Origin of the sequence: Vibrio sp. 10N.261.52.A1, assembly GCF_002876325.1 — a bacterium.
Taxonomy (GTDB): Bacteria; Pseudomonadota; Gammaproteobacteria; order Enterobacterales; family Vibrionaceae; genus Vibrio; species Vibrio chagasii.
The window spans coordinates 1-21,046 of sequence record NZ_MCYD01000590.1 but is presented as its reverse complement, the minus strand read 5'-3'; the positions used below and the strand labels follow the sequence as shown (position 1 = coordinate 21,046).

The following is a 21,046-nucleotide window of genomic DNA, read 5'->3' as shown; positions in this document are numbered from 1 at the left end:
ACAATGCAAAAGAAACATTTAGTTTTGGCATCCGGTTCGCCGCGCCGCAAAGAATTATTATCTCAACTCGGCTATGAGTTTTCTGTCTTAGTCACCGATGTTGAAGAGTGTAAACACACTCAAGAAACCGCCGAAGAGTACGTTAAGCGACTATCTTTAGATAAAGCCTTAGCTGCGTTGTCTTTATTGGCTGCGAAACCTTCTGAAGAGCAGCAGTGCGCTTCTGGTTCTGATACTGTAGTGCTTGGTTCTGATACGGTTGTCGTTAGCCGAGGGCAAGTGCTCGAGAAACCCGCGGATTTTTCTGACTCTAAGCGTATGCTGCTTCAGTTAGCGAATGGACGTCACCAAGTGATGACGGCTGTGTCAGTGGTTTCACAAGAAAAACAAAAAACAGAAATCGTTATTACCGACGTATGGTTTAAACCCCTCAGTGAAAAAGAAATAGAACAATACTGGCAAACAGGGGAGCCATGCGATAAAGCCGGTAGCTATGGGATCCAAGGTTTGGGGGGGCGCTTTGTCACCCGAATCGAAGGTAGTTATTATGCCGTTGTCGGCTTACCTTTATTTGAAACGGACCAGCTACTGCAAGAATTCTTATAATTACTAATCTGAGGTGCACCATGAGTGCTGAATTGTTGCTGAACGTGACCCCGAGTGAAACTCGCGTGGCCATGATTGAAGGGGGAACTCTTCAAGAGATCCATATCGAACGAGACGCTCGACGCGGAATCGTAGGAAATATCTATAAAGGTCGCGTTAGTCGTGTTCTTCCGGGAATGCAGGCCGCGTTTGTGGATATCGGTCTGGAGAAAGCAGCTTTTCTACACGCCTCTGATATTGTTCCACACACTGAATGTGTCGCTGAAAACGAAAAGAAGCAATTTCAGGTTCGCGACATTTCAGAGCTTGTTCGTCAAGGGCAAGACATTGTGGTACAAGTCGTCAAAGACCCGCTTGGTACCAAAGGTGCCCGCCTAACCACTGATATCACCCTGCCATCTCGTTACTTGGTGTTTATGCCAGGGGCGAGCCACGTTGGTGTTTCTCAACGTATCGATAGCGAATCAGAGCGTAATCGCCTAAAGAAGGTCGTGTCTCGTTACTGTGATGAACACGGTGGCTTTATTATCCGTACTGCTGCAGAAGGTGCTGACTCGAATGAATTGGCACAAGACGCGGCGTTTTTGAAGCGTTTGTGGCTAAAGGTGTTAGAGCGTCGTAGTAAGCATAAAGCACGCACTCGTTTGTATGGGGAGCTGTGTTTAAGTCAACGTATCTTACGTGATTTCGTGGGAACGGAACTGAGCAAAATTCAGGTCGACTCGCGCCTTGAGTATGAAAATCTCAAAGAATTTACTTCTGAATACGTGCCAGAGCTAACTGATAAGCTTGAGCTGTACGAAGGGGATAAGCCTATCTTTGACATGTACGATACTGAGAACGAAATTCAGCGCTCTCTGGATCGTAAAGTTGAACTCAAGTCTGGTGGCTATCTGATCATCGACCAAACGGAAGCCATGACCACAGTTGATATCAACACCGGTGCCTTTGTCGGTCGTCGCAATTTAGAAGAGACGATTTTCAATACCAATGTAGAGGCGACACAAGCGATTGCTCGTCAGCTACGTTTACGTAACTTAGGCGGCATCATCATTATCGACTTTATCGATATGCTGTCGGAAGACCACCGTAAGCGAGTACTAACTTCCCTAGAAAGTGCGCTAGACAAAGATCGTGTAAAGACCAATATTAATGGCTTCACACAGCTTGGTTTGGTCGAGATGACGCGTAAGCGCACTCGTGAAAGCATTGAGCATATTCTGTGTTCGAGTTGCCCTGCTTGTGAAGGTCGTGGCAGCGTGAAGACAGTTGAAACCGTTTGTTATGAGATACTTCGAGAGATCACTCGTGTCAACCGTGCCTACGACGCTGACAAGTTTGTGGTTTATGCTGCTGCAGCGGTTGCTGAAGCGTTAGAGGGCGATGAGTCTCATGCGCTTGCTGAGCTTGAAGTGTTTATTGGTAAACAAGTTAAAATCCAGGCTGAGCCTCTGTACATACAAGAGCAGTTTGATGTTGTTATGATGTAATGGAAATTTTGTGAGCTCAAGCGTTACTCTGATTCTACGTGCATGCTTATGGTTAGTGGTTACTCTCTTAGTAACGCTAGCCATTGCTGTTACTACACTGCGTGTAGCCTTACCCAATTTAAATAAGTATCAATCTGAAATTGAGCTTTGGGTAAATCAACATTCCGGTTTTGAGTTTTCTATTCAAGACGTGGGTGGTTTTTGGCGTAACACTCACCCCTCCATAGCACTGCAAGGTGTAAAAGCCAGCCTTCCTAATGCAGAAGATGTGACCTTCTCTGTTGAGCGTGTTGAAGTCGAGTTTGACTTGATTCAATCGCTCGTTCAAATGCGTCCGGTTGTAGCCGATTTGGTCATGAATCAGATGTATCTTGATATCCGCTCTATTGACCTATTTGCTGGGCAAAACGAGACTGACAAACTCAAAGATTCCGGGTCTTCTAAGCGTGTGATGAAGGAGCTCGATAATCTGCTGCTGAAAACCTTGGTCGATGTCACCGCGAAAGATTCCACCATTTTGTATCGTGCTGTTTCTGATGAAGAGCGTCAGCTTGATATCGAAACTTTAAAATGGCAAAACTCTGGCAAACACCACCTCGCAGAAGGTGTGGTGAGCATCAAAGACGCCAACCTCAACTCTTTGTCAGTAAGCGCTAACTTTATTGATGGCGGTTCACTGACAGATGTAACTGGTGAGTTTTATGTCAGCGCAGATAACATCTCGATTAAACCTTGGTTAACCCGTTACATGCAGGCTGAGTCTGGCATTGAAACGGGGACCGTGAGCCTAAATAGCTGGCTCACGCTACGTAATAGCAAGCCAGTAAGTGCCTACGTCGAAGTGCTGCCTTCAGAATTGACCTGGAACGAAGATGGCAAGCATGACTTGATGCTTGAATCGGGCGTGTTTAAGTTGTCTCCTATCGATGATGGTTGGCAAGTAAATGGTCACTCACTTAACTTGAGAACCGATGATACGCCGTGGCCCGAACTCGATGTCGCATTTAAGTGGCAACAAGGCCCTTGGCAGCTTAATGTGTCTGAGCTCGATATCTCGACGATTACGCCGCTTATCAAGCTGCTGCCAGACTCAGAAGAGTCAACCAAGATGATAAATGTGCTGTCTCCGGGCGGTACGGTATCTGATATTCGTCTATCTATGGAATCTGGTATCGAGAGCCTACGTTACTCCGCCAGTTTTTCTGATCTTGCGATTGAGCAATGGGATTTAGTGCCGGGCTTTAGCCAAATTTCTGGTAGCGTGTTCGGCTCTATGACCGAAGCAAAAGCCAGCCTACATGTTATTGACGATGTATTCCCGTATGGCGATGTTTTCCAAGCGCCTTTAAACATCAAGCAAGGTCAAGTTGATATTGTATGGCAGCAAGACGAGAGCGGCTGGAAGCTTTGGTCTGATAAAGTCACGGCAGCCACGCCAGATTTACAAGTGTTAGGTGCGTTTCGATTAGATTTCCCTAAAGATGCGAGCCCTTACTTATCATTTTATGGTGAAGCAGACGCTTACAACGTTGGCGAAACATGGCGTTACCTACCGACCTTAGCGCTTGGGCAAGACCTGACTGATTACCTATCTACTGCGATTCAAGCGGGTAAGGCAGATACTGTCAAACTGTTGTGGCATGGTGAATTGGCTCAATACCCATACGCGAATCACGATGGTATTTTCCAAATCTGGGTTGGATTAGAAGACGCCAAGTTTAGTTTTGATACTGCGTGGCCGCTGATTACAGACCTGCAACTTGATCTATTGTTTGAGAATGATGCGATGCATCTCGATTCTCGCTCTGCACAATTAATGGATGTGACTGCCGATCGAATCACAGGTCGTATTCCTTATTTGGGTGAAGGCGGCCATATCGAGATAGAAGCAAAGGCCACCGCGTCAGGTAATGCGGTACGTGATTACATGACGGCTTCGCCACTGGTTGACTCCGTGGGTGCTGCGTTAACCGCACTGCAAGTTAGCGGTGATGTCTCTTCCGAATTCCAGCTTAATATCCCATTCGACTCTGATAAAGAAGCCAGAGCGTGGGGTTACGCTGACCTAAGCGGCAACCATGTTGAAATTGAAGCGCCACCAATGGTGTTAGAAAACACCACGGGTCGTATCGAGTTTGATAATGATGTTGTGACAGCGAATGGTTTAGCGGCAGACTTGCTTAAACAAGGCATCTCTATTGATTTTAAAGGGCAGAATGATGGCCCTGGCTATGCAGTTGATATTGACGTTCTGGGCGATTGGGATGTGAAACCTTTAGAGCCTTATATTGGAGAGCAATGGTTGAGTCGTCTATCTGGTCATGCACAATGGCAAAGTCAGATTGATATTCAACTCAATGATATCGGTTTTACTTACCAATTAGATTTACAGTCTGACCTAAAATATCTCGCGAGCGATTACCCATACCCACTGGCGAAAAAGTCATTAGAGAGTGGTTCTGCAAGGCTACAAGCATCGGGTAACCAAGAAGCGATTACTGCGCGTTTGCAGTTGCCGAATACCAAGTACCAAGCTGAAATTGATATCACAGGTGATGTGCCTGAGTTAACCGCGACCAACCTAGTGCTAGGTCGAGGCGGCTATAAAATTAGCCCTGTGGTTGGGCACCATGCATTGATTCGTACCGATAAGTTTAATGCTGATGATTGGCTTTCGGTGATCATGGAGCCGGTACAGCCATCAACTGCTGTTTTAAGCCAAATGAACACACCAACGATTCCAGCGCCAAGTCGTGTGACTTTTGAAAGTAAAGAGCTGATTCTTGGTGGTATTGCTTGGAATGATGTTGATTTTAGTGCACGCAAGAATAAACAAGCTTGGCAAATGGAAGTATCGAGCCAAGAGTTAGAAGGGGATATTAACTATCTGCCTCCTTATGATTTAACCGTGTCATTGGATCGCTTGCACCTGTTTGTTCCTGAATGGAGCGATAAATCAAAGCAAGAGCCATTGCTGCAACGTAAAGAGCAAGAAGCACCGTTGATCTCTGAGTTGGATCGAAAGATTCATGATGTGATGCCAAATCTCAAGTTAACTCTCAACGACTTCTGGCTGCAAGGCTATAAAGTTGGCAAGGTAGATGTTGAATTGGCTAGAGAAGACAATCGCATTGCGTGGAAAAAAATTCAGGTACGCAGCGGCGGCAACAAAGCGGATGTTAGTGGCTGGTGGGAATTGAATGGTGACCAGAGTCATTCATCGCTGAAAGTTGACGTTGAAGGTGAAAACAACAGTGAGTTGATGGAGCGCTTTGGCATCACCTCGGGAATTCAAAAAGCACCGTTTGAGCTAGAAGCTCAACTTGACTGGGACGGTTCACCTTGGGGTATCAAGATGGATACACTTGATGGTGATGTAAAAACCAAGTTCGGTAAAGGTATTATCTCAGATGTGAGCGGGGCGGCTCGCTTACTTGGTTTGTTTAGCTTAGATTCGATCATCCGTAAGATGCAACTCGATTTCTCAGATGTGTTTGATAAAGGTATGGCATTTAACAGCATCACAGGCACGGGCGAGATTCAAAACGGTATCTTCTTGACCAATGACCTGAACATGGATGCCGTGGCGGGTGAGATGAAGATCAAAGGTATCGCTAACCTAAATACTCGTCAGGTAGATGCAGAAGTAAACTTTACGCCAGATATCACATCGGGTATTCCAGTGCTAACAGCGTTTGCGGTAACGCCTCAAACAGCGTTGTATGTATTGGCGGTAACCACGGTGATTTCACCGGTTGTTGAGGTCTTTACTCAGGTTAATTACTCGGTGAAAGGTCCTCTGGATTCACCAACGGTAAGTGAGCTTTCACGTAGCTCTGGTGAGTTCCAACTTCCAGAAAATCTAAGAAAGTTGGCAGAGTAAAAGTAAGCCCTAATATACAGATAAATAGTGATTTCTGAATCATAATGAATGGAGAAACAGTGCACATGGATTGTGTTGGTTTGATTCAAATGACTTCGGGCCCAGACCCTGACTGCAACCTTGATTATCTCGCCCAAGAGATAGCCAAGTGTAAGGCGTTAGGGGCTAAATGGGTCGTTTGCCCAGAGAATGCATTGGTATTCGGTAGCAAAGCGGATTATCACCAGCATGCCGAGCCATTGAATGGTGGTCCATTGCAGAAAAAACTGGCTGAGTTAGCTAGGCTTCATCGTATTTGGATCATTGTGGGCAGTATGCCGATAAGCACAGCGAAAGGTGTCACCACCACGACTTTGGTGATAGACGACTTTGGCAGCTTAGTGGCTCATTATGACAAGCTACACATGTTTGATGTGGATGTCGCTGATGCTCACAAGTGCTATCGAGAGTCTGATATTTTCACTCCAGGTGACCGAGTTGTGACAACGGAAACGCCTTTTGGTCACTTAGGTTTAAGTATTTGTTATGATGTGCGCTTTCCTCACTTGTATTCAGAGTTACGCAAGCAAGGCGCGCAGATCATAGTGGTACCAGCCGCATTTACTGCGGTAACTGGTCAGGCGCACTGGGAAGCACTGTTAAGATGCCGGGCAATCGAAACACAATCGTGGATTGTTGCGGTAGGGCAAGGTGGTAAGCACCCTTGCCAAAGAGAAACATGGGGACACTCTATGGTGGTTGATCCCTGGGGAAGAGTGGTCGCACAGTTAGACCAAGATCCTAAAAGTATGGTGGTCGAGATAGACACATCCAGTTGTGAATCCATTAGGCAAAATATGCCAATCACACAACACACTCGATTTACCAATCAATTTTAATTACAAACAAGAGCCATCTATGAGCATTAATCAAATTGAAGAAGCGCTACTGAACCCAACAGGGCTTACGGAGCAAAATATCGCAGATACATTGGCGAGCATTGCTACCCGCCAAATTGATTATGCTGATATCTACTTTCAGTCAAGCTGGCACGAATCTTTGGTGCTAGAAGATAGCATTATTAAAGACGGCTCTTTCAATATCGATTGCGGTGTGGGTGTTCGTGCAGTATCTGGCGAAAAGACTGGCTTTGCTTACTCTGACCAAATCCAACTCGATGGTCTAAAGCAAAGTGCTATTGCAGCTCGTGGTATCGCGAAGCAAGGTCAAAATGGCAAGGTGCAAGCCTTCAAGCGCAACGCTAACCAAACTTACTATGATGCAGTTAACCCGCTAGCAAGCTGGGAAAAACAGCAAAAAACAGAACTTCTTAAGTCATTGGACGCTTACATTCGTACTAAAGAACCTATGGTAACGGAAGTTTCAGTGAGCTTAAGTGGTGTGCATGAGCAGATGCTGGTTGCTGCGACGGATGGTACCTACGCAGGCGATATTCGTCCGCTTGTTCGTCTATCAATCAGTGTACTTGCACAGAAAGGCGATCGCCGTGAGCGTGGTAGTGCTGGTGGTGGTGGCCGTTTTGGTTACGACTTCTTCCTAAGCGATGACAAAGGTACTCAAGTTGCTTACCAATTTGCTGATGAAGCGATTCGCCAAGCGCTTGTTAACCTTGAAGCCGTTGCCGCGCCTGCTGGTGCAATGCCTGTGGTTCTTGGTTCTGGTTGGCCGGGCGTTCTACTGCACGAAGCGGTAGGTCACGGTTTAGAAGGTGACTTCAACCGTAAAGAGTCTTCAGTATTCTCTGGTAAAGTTGGTGAACAAGTTACTTCAAGCTTATGTACGATTGTCGATGACGGTACATTGACTGACCTTCGTGGTTCATTGAACGTCGATGATGAAGGTGTTAACGGTCAGTACAACACGTTGATCGAAAACGGTATCTTAAAAGGTTACATGCAAGACAAGCTGAACGCTCGTTTAATGGGTGTTGCACCAACCGGTAACGGTCGTCGTGAGTCTTACGCGCATCTTCCAATGCCGCGTATGACGAACACCTACATGCTACCGGGTGAGCACACACCAGAAGAGATTATTGCGACAGTCGATAAAGGTATCTACGCACCAAACTTCGGTGGTGGTCAGGTAGATATTACGTCTGGTAAGTTTGTATTCTCAGCTTCTGAAGCCTACATGATTGAGAACGGTAAGATCACTCATCCCGTTAAGGGCGCAACACTGATCGGCTCTGGTATCGAAGCGATGCAGCAGGTGTCTATGGTGGGTAACGATCTAAGTATCGACCGTGGTGTTGGTGTATGTGGCAAGGCTGGTCAAAGCGTGCCAGTGGGTGTTGGTCAACCAACATTGAAGCTAGATTCGTTAACGGTTGGTGGTACTGAGTAAATCAGGCTCGCTGAAGCAGCGTTAGCACAAAAATAGAATTGAAAAGCGCCTCCATTGTGAGGCGCTTTTTGTTTTTAAAGGAGGGGGGAGTAATAGCAAAAAGTGATTACATGTTCTCTTCCGCAAACTCTGCCAGTCGGCTACGTACCACGCCATTGAGGTGGATATTGGCACTGCCTTCGAAGTTTTTAAAACGCTCAACCATGTAGGTTAAACCTGAAGTTACAGGGGTTAGGTAAGACGAATCGATTTGCGCTAGGTTCCCTGAGCAGACAATCTTGGTGCCTTCACCACAACGGGTGATGATGGTTTTGATTTGTGAAGCAGTCAGGTTTTGACACTCATCGAGAAGCACAAACGCATTCTGGATGGAACGGCCGCGCATGAAGTTGATCGACTTGAACTGGATATTGGCTTTATCACAGATGTACTTCATTGACCCTTCGGTGCAGTGGTCGTTTTTGTGCAGCGCCTCCAATGTATCGGTGACGGCGGCCAACCAAGGCAGCATCTTCTCTTCCTCAGTACCAGGAAGGAAGCCAATAGACTCACCAATGTCAGGCGTGTTTCGGGTGACGATGATCTTATCGAACTGTTTACGCTCAATGGTTTGCTCAAGTGCTGCGGCCATCGCGAGCAGTGTTTTACCACTACCTGCCGCGCCAGTTAGGATCACCAGGTCAATATCTGGGTCGAGTAGCGCATCAATTGCCATTCCCTGATAAATATTCTTAGGTGTGATGTCCCAGGCTCTGCGATTCATTAGGCGTTCACGGCTTAAGTCTCTGAGTGTGACGGTTTCGGTATCAATCTCTTCAACTCTTGCTGCAAAGTCGCTCTCTTCATCAATCACATATTGGTTGAGGAAGGTAGGTTCGAAAGGCTCTCTTGCTAACGTATGGAAGGTTTTGCCAGCTAAGGTCTTACTTTCCACATTGTCGATACCATCCCAAAATGCGCCCTCAAGTTGTTGGAAACCTTTGGTGAGGTATTGGATATCATCGATGAGTTGGTCGGTTTGATAATCTTCAACGAAGCGTACGCCCGCGCCTTTTGCACGTAAACGCATGTTGATGTCTTTGGTGATGAGAACCACTTCACGTGGCGCACGTTTATTTTGAAGGTAGAGTACAGCGTTGAGGATTCGGTTATCGCCTGCCTTGTCGTCGGCAAAGGCTTTGATGCTTTCTTGAAGTTCGTAATCGGCGAGTATTGAGATACTGCCTGAGGCCTTAATGTCTTTAGTAAAAGGGATGCCTTCCGATATTTGGTCTGGTGTGGCTTCCCTGAATAAATCTTCGAGAGTTCGAATCGCAATTCTCGCATCTCGTGCAACGTCCCTCTTACTGTCTTTGATTCTGTCTAGTTCTTCTAGCACTGTCATGGGGATAACGACATCGTGCTCTTGGAAAGAAAATATAGCGAAGGGTTCGTGAAGTAGGATATTGGTGTCTAAAACAAATAGCTTCCGGTTGGTCTCGCCCATAGCATCTCCTTGCCGCGTGCGGCTTGCTTTGCATCGATTGAACGTAGATTAAGCTCACTTAAAGGTTAGTCTCTCATTCTGGTGATAGTCAACTGCTCACCTAAACTTCAACGAGAAAAATATTGCCATATTGTGATCGGTGAACATGGCGTGTTCACTAACGGCAGCAATCTACTACCAATAGGTTAACCATGTTTTTTTGACAGTTTGATTGCATTGGCGAAAACAGAAAAAAAGCATGAAATCATCTCCTTTAGACGTGACCTAAATCACAGCATCGAGTAAGATTAGCGACCTTTTTCTGCACCATTTTCTCGAGATATTTATTATCTAGAGCGCACTTAAAAAGTGGCTGCAAACTAGGCATTTTTGGCTATATTTTTAGTTCAAGAGCAGTAAGATTCTTGTTTCAAATATCAGTTAAAAAGACCAAATTCCAACTATAAGATTGAGGTAGTCGATTCATGACATTTGCTTTGGGGCAACGCTGGATAAGCGATACGGAGAGCGATTTAGGTTTAGGTACCGTTGTAGCAATGGATGCTCGCACAGTGACACTAATGTTTGCAGCATCAGAAGAAAACCGTGTGTATGCACGTACGGATGCTCCCGTAACCCGAGTAACGTTTAATGTGGGCGATGTCATCGAATGCCAAGAAGGTTGGTCTTTGTCTGTCGAAGAAGTTATCGAAGATAAAGGGTTACTAACCTACCTAGGTACACGCGAAGATACCCAAGAATCAGAAGTGACTCTGCGTGAAATCTTTTTAAGCAACCAGATTCGTTTTAATAAGCCACAAGATAAACTGTACGCAGGTCAAATCGACCGTATGGATAACTTCGTGTTGCGTTACCGTGCACTAAGCAATCAATACCAACAGCACAAGAGCCCAATGCGTGGCTTGTGTGGTATGCGTGCTGGCCTAATTCCTCACCAGTTGTATATCGCTCATGAAGTTGGCCGCCGTCATGCGCCACGTGTTTTGCTAGCCGATGAAGTTGGCCTAGGTAAAACCATCGAAGCGGGTATGATCATCCATCAACAGGTGTTGTCTGGTCGTGCGGAACGTATCTTGATTGTGGTGCCTGAAACACTACAACACCAATGGCTAGTTGAGATGATGCGTCGTTTCAATCTGCACTTTTCTATCTTTGATGAAGAGCGTTGTATTGAAGCCTTTGCAGAATCAGATAACCCATTTGATACCCAGCAATACGTTCTGTGTTCGTTAGATTTCTTACGTAAGAGCCGCAAGCGCTATGAGCAAGCACTTGAAGGTGAGTGGGATCTATTGGTTGTCGATGAAGCGCACCACCTTGAGTGGAGCCAAGACAAGCCAAGCCGCGAATACCAAGTGGTAGAAGGCTTAGCAGAAAATACTCCTGGTGTGCTTTTGCTGACAGCGACTCCTGAGCAATTGGGCCGTGAGAGTCACTTTGCACGTCTGCGTCTATTGGATCCTGACCGCTTCTACGATTACGAAGCCTTCGTTGAAGAAGAAGATCAATACGCACCGGTTGCTGACGCTGTTACCGCACTATTCTCAGGCGTGAAACTTGAAGACAGTGCGAAGAATCAGATTACTGAACTGCTTTCTGAGCAAGATGTTGAGCCTCTGTTCCGCGTTATCGAAGGCGATAGCAGCGAAGAAGAGCAAGCATTAGCGCGCCAAGAGCTGATTGATAACCTTATGGATCGCCATGGTACTGGCCGTGTTCTATTTAGAAACACACGTGCCGCTATCAAAGGCTTCCCTAAGCGTAACGTAAACCTACTGCCGATGGACATTCCAACGCAGTACACCACGTCGATGCGTGTATCAGGCATGATCGGTGGCAAGATGGCACCAGAAGCTCGTGCGATGAAGATGCTTTACCCTGAAGAGATCTTCCAAGAGTTTGAAGGTGAAGACTCAAGCTGGTGGCAGTTCGATTCGCGTGTTAACTGGCTGATTGAAAAGATCCAAGACAAGCGAAGCGAAAAAATCTTAGTGATCGCATCACGTGCAAGTACTGCTCTTCAATTAGAGCAAGCACTACGTGAGCGTGAAGGTGTACGTGCAACCGTATTCCACGAAGGCATGTCGATTCTAGAGCGTGATAAAGCAGCGGCTTATTTTGCTCAAGAAGAGGGCGGTGCTCAGGTTCTTATCTGTAGTGAAATCGGCTCTGAAGGCCGTAACTTCCAGTTCGCTAACCAGTTAGTGATGTTTGATCTTCCGTTCAACCCAGACTTGCTTGAGCAACGTATTGGTCGTTTGGATCGTATTGGTCAACAGCGTGATATCGATATTCATGTTCCTTACTTGAAAGGCACATCACAAGCGATCCTAGCGCGTTGGTTTGACGAAGGTCTGAATGCATTTGCGGAAACTTGTCCAACAGGTCGCACAGTGTATGACAAGTACTCAGATGTGCTGATCGAAATGTTGGCTTCTGGTAACACAGAACAGCTTGATGAAGTGATCGAAGAGTCAGCAAAGTTAAACCAAAGCCTAAAAGCGGATCTAGAAAAAGGTCGCGATCGCCTACTAGAGATGCACTCAAACGGCGGCGACAAAGCGCACGAGATCGCAGAGAAGATTGCATCAACTGATGGCGATACTAACCTAGTGACTTTCGCTCTCAGCCTGTTCGACACCATTGGCTTGAACCAAGACGACAAAGGTGAAAATGCGTTAGTAGTAACACCATCTGAGCACATGATGGTACCAAGCTACCCTGGCTTACCTTATGAAGGTGCGACGATCACGTTTGACCGTGATACCGCGCTTTCGCGTGAAGACATGAACTTCATTAGCTGGGAACACCCAATGATTCAGGGTGGTATTGATCTACTACTTAGCGAAGGCGTTGGTACTTCTGCGGTATCACTACTTAAGAACAAAGCGCTGCCAGTTGGCACTATCCTGCTTGAATTGGTTTACCTGGTGGATGCACAAGCACCAAAGCGTAGTGGTATCAGCCAGTTCCTACCTAAGACTCCAATTCGTTTGATGATGGATGGCCGTGGTAACGACCTATCTGCTCAGGTTGAGTTTGATAGCTTCAACCGTCAGTTAAGCCCAGTGAACCGTCACCTAGCAAGTAAGCTAGTTAACTCGGTACAAGGCGAAATTCACAAGCTAATCGAAGCGGGTGAGGCACAAGTTCTTCCTAAAGTTGAAGAAGTGCGTCAGCAAGCGCAGAGAGATATGCAGACAAACCTGAATGGTGAACTAGAGCGTTTACAAGCACTGAAAGCGGTGAACCCAAACATTCGTGATGAAGAGCTAGAAGTGATCGAAGCTCAAATTAACGAACTGACAGGCTACATCAGCAAAGCTCAGGTTCAACTAGATTCGCTACGCCTGATTGTGGTTTCTCACAATTAATATTAGCTAGTCAGTGAACAATAAATAAGGCCTTCATCATGAAGGCCTTATTTTTATCTCGAGTTTGTAGATGGTGGTGATTGGAGGGTTACATTAACCATTTCCACCAAACAAATACGGCTAAGAAACCGAATAAGTAAATTAGGCCTGCGACAGACAACCATTTTAGTTTGCTGCCAATGGCTAGCGCTTCTGGAAGCTTAGCTTTATTCACCAAGATGAAGTTAAGCAGAGCGAAGAATGGCGTCGTTGCGAAAGCAAGTACCATTGCGAAATCGAGCATTGGCATCAATGCAGCGCTGAAGAACATCACAATCGCGAGTGCTGCGATAGAGACAATGATAATCCAGCCTTGCAGCATGCGCGGACTCGACTCTTTGTTGAGCAACAGACGTTGTGATTCCGCGAGCACACGAGAGTAGCCGTCGATAACCGTAATCGTACTACCAAAGATACAGAAGAAAGCGATAAGGGCGATGAGTGGGCGTGACCATTCACCAATTGTCGATGCGTAAATACCAACTAACTGGTGAGTAAAGCCCACACCAGAGCGAGACAGTTCCACGCCTGAACCGTGAAGTACGAGAGCACCCAAAGCGACAAACACTAAAGCAAGTAGTGCAGTACCAATGTAACCGACGTTAAAGTCGAATAAGGCAGATTGAGCTGTGACTTCTTGTTTCTCTTTCTGGCTTTTTAGCCACATAGAGGTGATGCTTGAAATCTCGATAGGCGCCGGCATCCAACCCATGGTCACCACGATAAAACCAATAGCAGCTAATGACCAAGGTGATGGAGGGACAAAAGCAGCATCCGGTTCGACAGGTGAGCCAATAGCGATTGCGACGGCGGCCAGAGTGGTGATCGTTAGGATCGCCATGATCGCTTTTGAAAGGGTGTCCAGAGCACGATAGTGTCCTGCAAATAAGATGATCAAGCAGGTCGCGAGTACGATCATACAAAGCGTACTGGTTGCTAGCTCAAAAGGAATGAAGTAGCTAAGCAAACTCGCACTAAATAGCAGTAGTGCGGCTGTGTTTACGACGGCTGAAATAGCGCTTAGTATCGAAAAGATCACTAGGTAAGGGCGACCTAGGTTTGAGTAACCCTCAACCAAGCTTTGTCCAGTACCAAGTGTGTATTGGATACCGGCACGAAAGAATGGGTACTTGAATAGGTTTACTAGGATGATTAGAGCTGCCAGTTGCCAACCATAGATGGCTCCGGCTTTGGTTGAGGCTACTAAGTGTGAACCACCGACTGCAGCAGCGGCCATCATAATACCTGGGCCAAGAGACTTAATTAAACTGGATAGGGGAGCTGAGGTTTTTGTTGTGGTTGTTTTAACCGTACTGTCCATCATGGTTCCTTCGATGTTGGCTTGTTATTTTCCGTTACCCTATCAATACCATGTTTTGTAAACTCGTCAACTTTTATGTACAAAAACATTAAAAATTGTATTTATTAATAAACGAATTAACTGTGAATTATTTGTTCACTAGTAAATAAGAGGCTTCAATGGCGCTAGAGCAGTACACACCACCACGCGAACCTTGGATTGATATTGTTTATCAAGATGATGACATTCTGGTGGTGAATAAGCCTGCGGGGTTACTTTCAGTACCGGGTAGGCTGCAAGAGCATTACGACAGTATGTGGAGTCGTTTGGTAGAGGAGTTCGTTGATATTCAAGTGGTTCACCGCTTGGATATGTCGACCTCTGGCTTGATGTTGTTGGCTAAGCATAAGCAGGCAGAACGTCACTTGAAGAAGCAGTTCCAATATCGCCTGACGCACAAACTGTATTACGCACGCGTATGGGGATCGGTTGAGCACAAAGAAGGTTTGATTGATCTGCCACTCATCTGTGATTGGCCAAATCGCCCTAAGCAGAAAGTCTGTTTTGAAGACGGCAAACCATCACAAACTCGTTATGTGGTAGAGCAGCAAGAACCCCAAACGACTTTACTTAAGTTACTGCCAATTACCGGGCGTTCTCACCAATTGAGAGTGCACTGCATGGAAATAGGTGCACCGATTGTGGGCGATGAGTTTTACGCAACTCCAGAAGCGTTTGAATACAGTGATAGGCTAGCTTTACATGCGTGTGAGTTGAGCTTTTATCATCCAGCGAATAATCAGCTGTTCAAAGCCTTTGTTCCCTGTGACTTTTATCCTCAAGCATCCCCACAAATCGAACAGCACTTTGAAATTGCGTCTGAGCTTCCAGACTACAGTAAGCTAAAAGCTTAGAATGGACTGATTAATAGGTTTAACCAAGGAAGAAGAATGCCAACGTTGAAAGTCGTGTTTCTCGATAGAGCGACCATCCCGTCTCAAATTCATTTAAAACCTCTGAGCTTTGAGCATGAATGGGTGGAGTATGATTTCACGGCTCCTGAGCAAGTATCGGAGCGAGTTGAAGAAGCTGATGTGGTTATCACTAACAAGGTAGTACTCAATGAGTCGAATCTCGCTGGTGCGAAAAAGCTCAAGTTGATCGCGGTTTCAGCGACCGGTGTCAACAATGTCGATGTTGAATACTGCAAATCTAAAGGCATTGCAGTGACAAACGTACAAGGCTACGCGACTCAATCGGTTCCTGAACATGTCATCGCAATGCTGTTTGCACTTAAAAGAAACCTTGTCGGGTATCATAAAGACATTGAGGCGGGCGAGTGGCAAAAGGACAAGCAGTTCTGTTTCTTTACTCATCCGATTCAAGATGTGGCTGGCAGTACATTGGGTTTAATGGGCAGTGGCAGTTTAGGCCAAGCCACCGCAATGTTAGCCAAAGCGATTGGTATGAAGGTAATGTTTGCCGAGCGAAAAGGAGCAGAATCTTGTCGAGATGGGTATCTGCCTTTTGATACGGTATTACAGCAAGCGGATGCGATAAGCCTGCATTGCCCTTTGACTGATGCGACCCAAAATCTGATTTCAGAGCGAGAGCTGACTATGATGAAATCGAGCGCAGTCTTGATCAATGCCGGACGTGGAGGTCTAGTCGATGAGCGGGCTTTGGTTGAAGCTCTGAAGGACAATCAAATCGCTGGAGCGGGTATGGATGTGTTCACACAAGAGCCAGCTGACAACTCAAATCCACTGTTGGCTAACAGCCACTTGCCGAACTTGCTACTCACACCGCATGTGGCGTGGGGCAGCGACAGCTCTATTCAAAAACTTTCTGATATCTTAATGGATAATATTGATGGTTTTGTCGCAGGTCACCCGCAAAACATAGTGAATTGACTCAGCATGAGTTGAAAACAAAAAAGGTTGGCTTGTAGGCCAACCTTTTTAGATTGTGTGTCGATTAAATGACTTAACCTTGCGGTTTAACCACCAATACATTGATTGGTGAGTTCTGTACTACTTTGCTTGCAACCGAGCCAAGTACCACTTTGTCGATTTTCGAACGCTTATGGCTAGGCATTACGATAAGGTCGGCGCCAAGCTTTTCTGCGTAATCAAGAATCGTCGCGTAGGTTTTACCTTCAGCAACATGAACTTTGTAAACCACTTCATCGTCGATGTGTTTGTCGGCGAACTCTTTCAGCTGATTTTTAACATCCAGCTTCATTTGGTTCGCTGCATCTTTCGGGAAGTAAGACGCCACCATCGACATGTGAATGCCTGGTAGTACGTTCAGAATATGGATTTCAGCATTGCTGTGTTTTGCGTGCCATACCGCCAGCTCGACTGCCTTATCAGAAAAGCCTTTGTCATTAAGATCAACAGGAACAAGGATTTGTTTATACATGTATTCGTCTCTTTTTAATCAGTGCCAAGCTCTCACTTAGCACTGTAATTATCCTTTCCATGTAATAAAGCTAAATAGCGTTAAGCACTACTCAGCCTTATCCATTACGCGCTAATCTCATCCTTACGAGCACGTCTTCTTTGGTTCATCGCTAAACCAATCAAAATGATCAGAGCTGGTAAGAATACCCACTCTTTCATTGGTCGATCTGCATCTTGGATAACCGATTTGATTTCCCAATCGAAATCAATACCAGCTGCTTCTGCAGGGCTACCGAACTCAACCATATCAACAATCATCTTGCCTTCTGATTCAGTCAGCATTAGACCCATAGAGGCAATACGATCTTCACTTGAGGTCGCAGAGTCTTCAAACGGTAGGCGAACAGTCTTTTCAGAATAGTCACCTTCTAAGTTTTCGCCACCCACTCTTAGTTCAAGTGATTGTCCCACATCTAGCTTTTCTGTGATTTGAGCAATCTCAACTCCAGGTGAAAGAACCTTCTCTGGGTAAATCATGTCCCACCAGAAGCCAGGGCGGAAGAAAGTGAAGGTCAATGCAATAAGCAGAACCGTTTCCCACCACTTGTTCTTAGTGAACCACCAACCTTGTGTTGCAGCTGCGAAGATAAGTACCGCAGTTACAGATGAGAAGATAGTCAGTGCTAAGTGCCACCAAGAATCAATACCCATCAATAGTAGCTGGGTGTTGAAGATGAACATGAACGGCAAGATAGCGGTACGGATATCGTAGGTGAAGCCTTGGATACCAGTGCGAATCGGGTCTGATTTCGCAATTGCCGCTGCTGCAAACGCTGCGAGACCTACCGGAGGTGTATCATCTGCAAGAATACCGAAGTAGAACACGAATAAGTGCACTGCAATCAGTGGGATGATAAGACCGTGCGCTGCACCCAGAGTAACAATTACCGGCGCCATCAGGGTCGATACAACGATGTAGTTTGCTGTGGTTGGCAAGCCCATACCTAGGATCAAGCTGATTACCGCAGTGAAGAGCAACATAAGGATGATGCTACCGCCTGAGATAAACTCAACGAAGTCAGTCATTACAAGACCGATGCCCGTCAGCGTTACCACGCCTACAACAGTACCAGCAGCTGCTGTCGCTACACCGATGCCGATCATGTTACGTGCACCTGACACCAAGCTTTCAGCCAGATCAACGAAACCAGCTTTGGTTTGTTCTGCAAGATCGTCTGATTTGTTCATCAGAGTCATCAAAGGACGCTGGGTGATCAAGATGAAGATCATGAACACTGTTGCCCAGAATGCAGATAGGCCAGGTGAGAAACGTTCAACCGTCAGACACCAAACTAGCACGACGATAGGCAGTAAGAAGTGTAAACCTGATTTAATTGTTGGGCCTGGATCTGGAACTTCTTTTAGATCCGCATCGATTTCCATGCCACCTTCAGCTGCGTATTTTGTAGATACGCGAACCAGAGCAACATAAGCGATTAATAGCGCCACAGTAACGATTGGTGTTGCTGCTTCGCCAAATACATCTTTCGTCCAACCGACACCGTAGTAAACCGCGGCACTGATAACACATAGACCTAAAATGGTCCCAGTGAAAGAGAGTAGGCTTTGTACAATAGTTGGTGTGTGACGACGAGGTAGGCCAGTCATGCCTGCTTTACATGCTTCTAGGTGAACAATGTAAATCAGAGCGACGTAAGAGATCAGAGCTGGCAGTAGCGCCGCCTTGATAACTTCCACATACGAAATACCCACATATTCCACCATCAGGAATGCGGCAGCACCCATGATAGGTGGTGTAAGCTGACCATTGGTTGAAGCCGCAACTTCTACCGCGCCTGCTTTTGTTCCAGGGAAACCAACACGCTTCATCAGTGGAATGGTGAAGGTACCAGTGGTTACTACGTTAGCAATCGAAGAGCCAGAAACCAGGCCAGATAAGCCAGAAGCCACAACGGCTGCTTTTGCAGGACCGCCTTTCATGTGACCAAGCAATGAGAATGCGACCTTGATGAAGTAAGCACCTGCGCCCGCGCGCTCAAGCATTGCACCAAACAGTACAAACAAGAATACGAATGACGTTGAAACGCCCAGTGCTACACCGAATACACCCTCAGTTGTTAGCCACAGGTGCGACATTGCCTTGTTCAGGCTCGCACCTTTGTGGGCGATAACGTCTGGCATGTGTGGGCCACCAAAGGTGTAAAGTAGGAATACTGCTGCCACAACCATAAGAGGTGGACCTAAAGCGCGTCTTGTTGCTTCAAGCAGTAGAACCATACCAAATACAGCGGCAACAATATCGAATGTTGTTGGCGCACCTGAACGGCCAGCAAGTTCTGTGTAGAAAATGTAGATATAAGAAGCTGAAAAACTACCTGCAAGCGCTAATATCCAGTCGACAGCTGGGATGTAGTCCCGTGGCGAGTTCTTCATTGCTGGATAAGCGGTAAAAGCTAGGAAAATAGCAAAGGTAAGGTGAATTGCTCGAGCTTCGGTGTCGTTTAAAATTCCGAAGTTAAAAATGAACGGCAGCGGAGATGCATACCAAAGTTGGAACAGTGACCAACATAGAGGCACAAACCATAAAATACGGCCTTGAATACCGCGGGGGCTACGCGCACCAGTGTCTGATTGTGCCACCATTTCTTGCACATCTGGAGACGGTGATGTTGTCTGCGTCATGTACTTTATCCTTATTATTGATGGTCTGCCTTTCTTACGAACAACGAGACGTTATTTCTTTCCTATCTAGTGTAGTGAATGGATAGGGAAATGCGTTTTTTGTTCGTCTTTGTCTTAGGCTTGATACGAAGGTAAGTTCGCCAAATTGGAGAAACTTAAAGGTTTGCTCTTTTCACTTAAGTTATTTTTATAAAACGTGAAAAGCCAATAAGGAGGACCAGCCTCCTTATTGGTGTAGTAGGCTTAAAGTAGAATTACTTTAGAAGGCCCACTTCTTTGTAGTATTTTTCTGCACCTGGGTGAAGAGGGATAGAGATACCCGCTTTAACCATGTCTTCTTTTTTCAGGTTAGCAAATGCTGGGTGTAGGCGTTTGAAAGTGTCAAAGTTTTCAAATACTGCCTTAGCAACGTTGTATGCAACTTCATCAGAAACGTCTGAAGTGGTTACCATAGTTGCTGCAACACCGAAGCTGTTTACATCAGCATCTGTACCACGGTACATGCCTGCAGGAACTGTGCTGTATGCGTAGTATGGGTTTTCAGCTACGATTTTGTCGATCTGTGGACCTGTTGCTGAAACCAGTTTTGCATCACAAGATGTTGTTGCTTCTTTGATTGATCCGTTCGGGTGACCAACCATGTAGATGAATGCATCGATCTTGTTGTCACAAAGTGCTTGTGAACGCTCAGAACCTTTAAGCTCAGAAGCTAGCTTGAAGCTGTCATTAGTCCAACCCATCGCGTCCATTACAACGCCCATAGTTGCACGGTCACCTGAACCTGGGTTACCAATGTTTACACGCTTACCAGCTAGGTCAGCAACGTTGTTGATGCCAGCATCGGTACGAGCGATGATGTTAAACGGTTCTGTATGTAGAGAGAACATAGCGCGTAGTTTTTTGTACTCGCCCTGATCTTTGAACTTACTTGTACCGTTGTAGCCATGGTACTGCCAGTCAGACTGAACAACACCGAAATCTAGTTCACCAGCACGGATGGTGTTAACGTTGTAGATTGAACCACCAGTAGACTCTACAGAACAACGAATGTTGTGGTCTTTGCGGCCCTTGTTCACTAGCTTACAAATCGCACCACCAGTTGGGTAGTAAACACCTGTTACTGAACCAGTACCAATTGTGATGAACTCTTGAGCGTTAACAGCGCCAGCGCCCATTACAGCAGCTGCAATAGCACCAACTTTGATAAGTTTGGTAAATGCCATGAATTTCCCTTCCTTTATTCATTATTAACCCAAAAACAAGTGTAGTTGTTTCTGGAGTTTCCTATTTGGAAACGGCACCTTTTTCAATCCATGTGATGAAAAAGTGTCTGAATAATATCAAAAATTGGCAGAAAATTACTCGAATGTTAAAAGATATAGCTAAAAAATCTAACAAATGATGCCTAGATCTTGTG

Annotated in this window: 13 protein-coding genes; 8 read left to right on the top strand and 5 right to left on the bottom strand. The window is 45.9% G+C overall.

Annotation, left to right across the window (positions count from 1 at the left end; all coding sequences use genetic code 11):
- Positions 1-3: 3 nt before the first annotated feature.
- From BCT81_RS10080 to tldD, 5 genes are all read left to right on the top strand, one after another.
- Positions 4-606: a Maf family protein gene (locus tag BCT81_RS10080; RefSeq protein WP_102424045.1), complete on the top strand. Its 603-nt coding sequence runs from the start codon at positions 4-6 to the stop codon at positions 604-606.
- 20 nt (positions 607-626) lie between these two features.
- Positions 627-2,096: a ribonuclease G gene (rng, locus tag BCT81_RS10075; RefSeq protein WP_102424044.1), complete on the top strand. Its 1,470-nt coding sequence runs from the start codon at positions 627-629 to the stop codon at positions 2,094-2,096.
- 10 nt (positions 2,097-2,106) lie between these two features.
- Complete coding sequence (locus tag BCT81_RS10070) at positions 2,107-5,979, top strand: YhdP family protein (protein ID WP_102424043.1); 3,873 nt, start codon at positions 2,107-2,109, stop codon at positions 5,977-5,979.
- Positions 5,980-6,044: 65 nt separating this feature from the next.
- On the top strand, positions 6,045-6,857 hold the full coding sequence (locus BCT81_RS10065; RefSeq protein WP_102424042.1) for a carbon-nitrogen hydrolase family protein: 813 nt from the start codon (positions 6,045-6,047) through the stop codon (positions 6,855-6,857).
- Between the two features lie 19 nt (positions 6,858-6,876).
- Positions 6,877-8,322: a metalloprotease TldD gene (gene tldD / locus BCT81_RS10060; RefSeq protein ID WP_052880149.1), complete on the top strand. Its 1,446-nt coding sequence runs from the start codon at positions 6,877-6,879 to the stop codon at positions 8,320-8,322.
- A 106-nt stretch (positions 8,323-8,428) separates the two neighbouring features.
- On the opposite strand, the gene BCT81_RS10055 is transcribed toward tldD, so the two are convergent.
- Entirely contained in the window at positions 8,429-9,808 is a 1,380-nt protein-coding gene (locus BCT81_RS10055) for a PhoH family protein (protein WP_102424041.1), read from the bottom strand.
- A gap of 464 nt (positions 9,809-10,272) precedes the next feature.
- On the opposite strand from BCT81_RS10055, the gene rapA reads away from it, so the two are divergent.
- A complete protein-coding gene (rapA, locus tag BCT81_RS10050; protein ID WP_102424040.1) occupies positions 10,273-13,182 on the top strand; it encodes an RNA polymerase-associated protein RapA in 2,910 nt (969 codons plus the stop codon).
- 88 nt (positions 13,183-13,270) lie between these two features.
- Here rapA and BCT81_RS10045 read toward each other — a convergent pair whose 3' ends face one another.
- The gene (locus tag BCT81_RS10045) at positions 13,271-14,542 is read right to left on the bottom strand and encodes a divalent metal cation transporter (protein ID WP_102424039.1); all 1,272 of its coding nucleotides are present in this window, start codon (positions 14,540-14,542) and stop codon (positions 13,271-13,273) included.
- Between the two features lie 158 nt (positions 14,543-14,700).
- On the opposite strand from BCT81_RS10045, the gene rluA reads away from it, so the two are divergent.
- Together rluA and BCT81_RS10035 are read left to right on the top strand one after the other, a co-directional pair.
- Complete coding sequence (gene rluA / locus BCT81_RS10040; protein WP_102424038.1) at positions 14,701-15,435, top strand: bifunctional tRNA pseudouridine(32) synthase/23S rRNA pseudouridine(746) synthase RluA; 735 nt, start codon at positions 14,701-14,703, stop codon at positions 15,433-15,435.
- A gap of 36 nt (positions 15,436-15,471) precedes the next feature.
- Positions 15,472-16,434 carry a D-2-hydroxyacid dehydrogenase gene (locus BCT81_RS10035; RefSeq protein ID WP_102424037.1) on the top strand — a complete coding sequence of 321 codons (963 nt, stop codon included), beginning with the start codon at positions 15,472-15,474 and terminating at the stop codon, positions 16,432-16,434.
- Positions 16,435-16,507: 73 nt separating this feature from the next.
- On the opposite strand, the gene BCT81_RS10030 is transcribed toward BCT81_RS10035, so the two are convergent.
- From BCT81_RS10030 to BCT81_RS10020, 3 genes are all read right to left on the bottom strand, one after another.
- Positions 16,508-16,945 (bottom strand): universal stress protein, encoded by a 438-nt coding sequence (locus BCT81_RS10030; protein ID WP_004740830.1) that lies wholly within the window; start codon positions 16,943-16,945, stop codon positions 16,508-16,510.
- Positions 16,946-17,049: 104 nt separating this feature from the next.
- The gene (locus tag BCT81_RS10025; RefSeq protein WP_102424036.1) at positions 17,050-19,629 is read right to left on the bottom strand and encodes a TRAP transporter permease; all 2,580 of its coding nucleotides are present in this window, start codon (positions 19,627-19,629) and stop codon (positions 17,050-17,052) included.
- A gap of 254 nt (positions 19,630-19,883) precedes the next feature.
- Positions 19,884-20,852 carry a TAXI family TRAP transporter solute-binding subunit gene (locus BCT81_RS10020; RefSeq protein WP_008220541.1) on the bottom strand — a complete coding sequence of 323 codons (969 nt, stop codon included), beginning with the start codon at positions 20,850-20,852 and terminating at the stop codon, positions 19,884-19,886.
- Positions 20,853-21,046 lie beyond the last annotated feature (194 nt).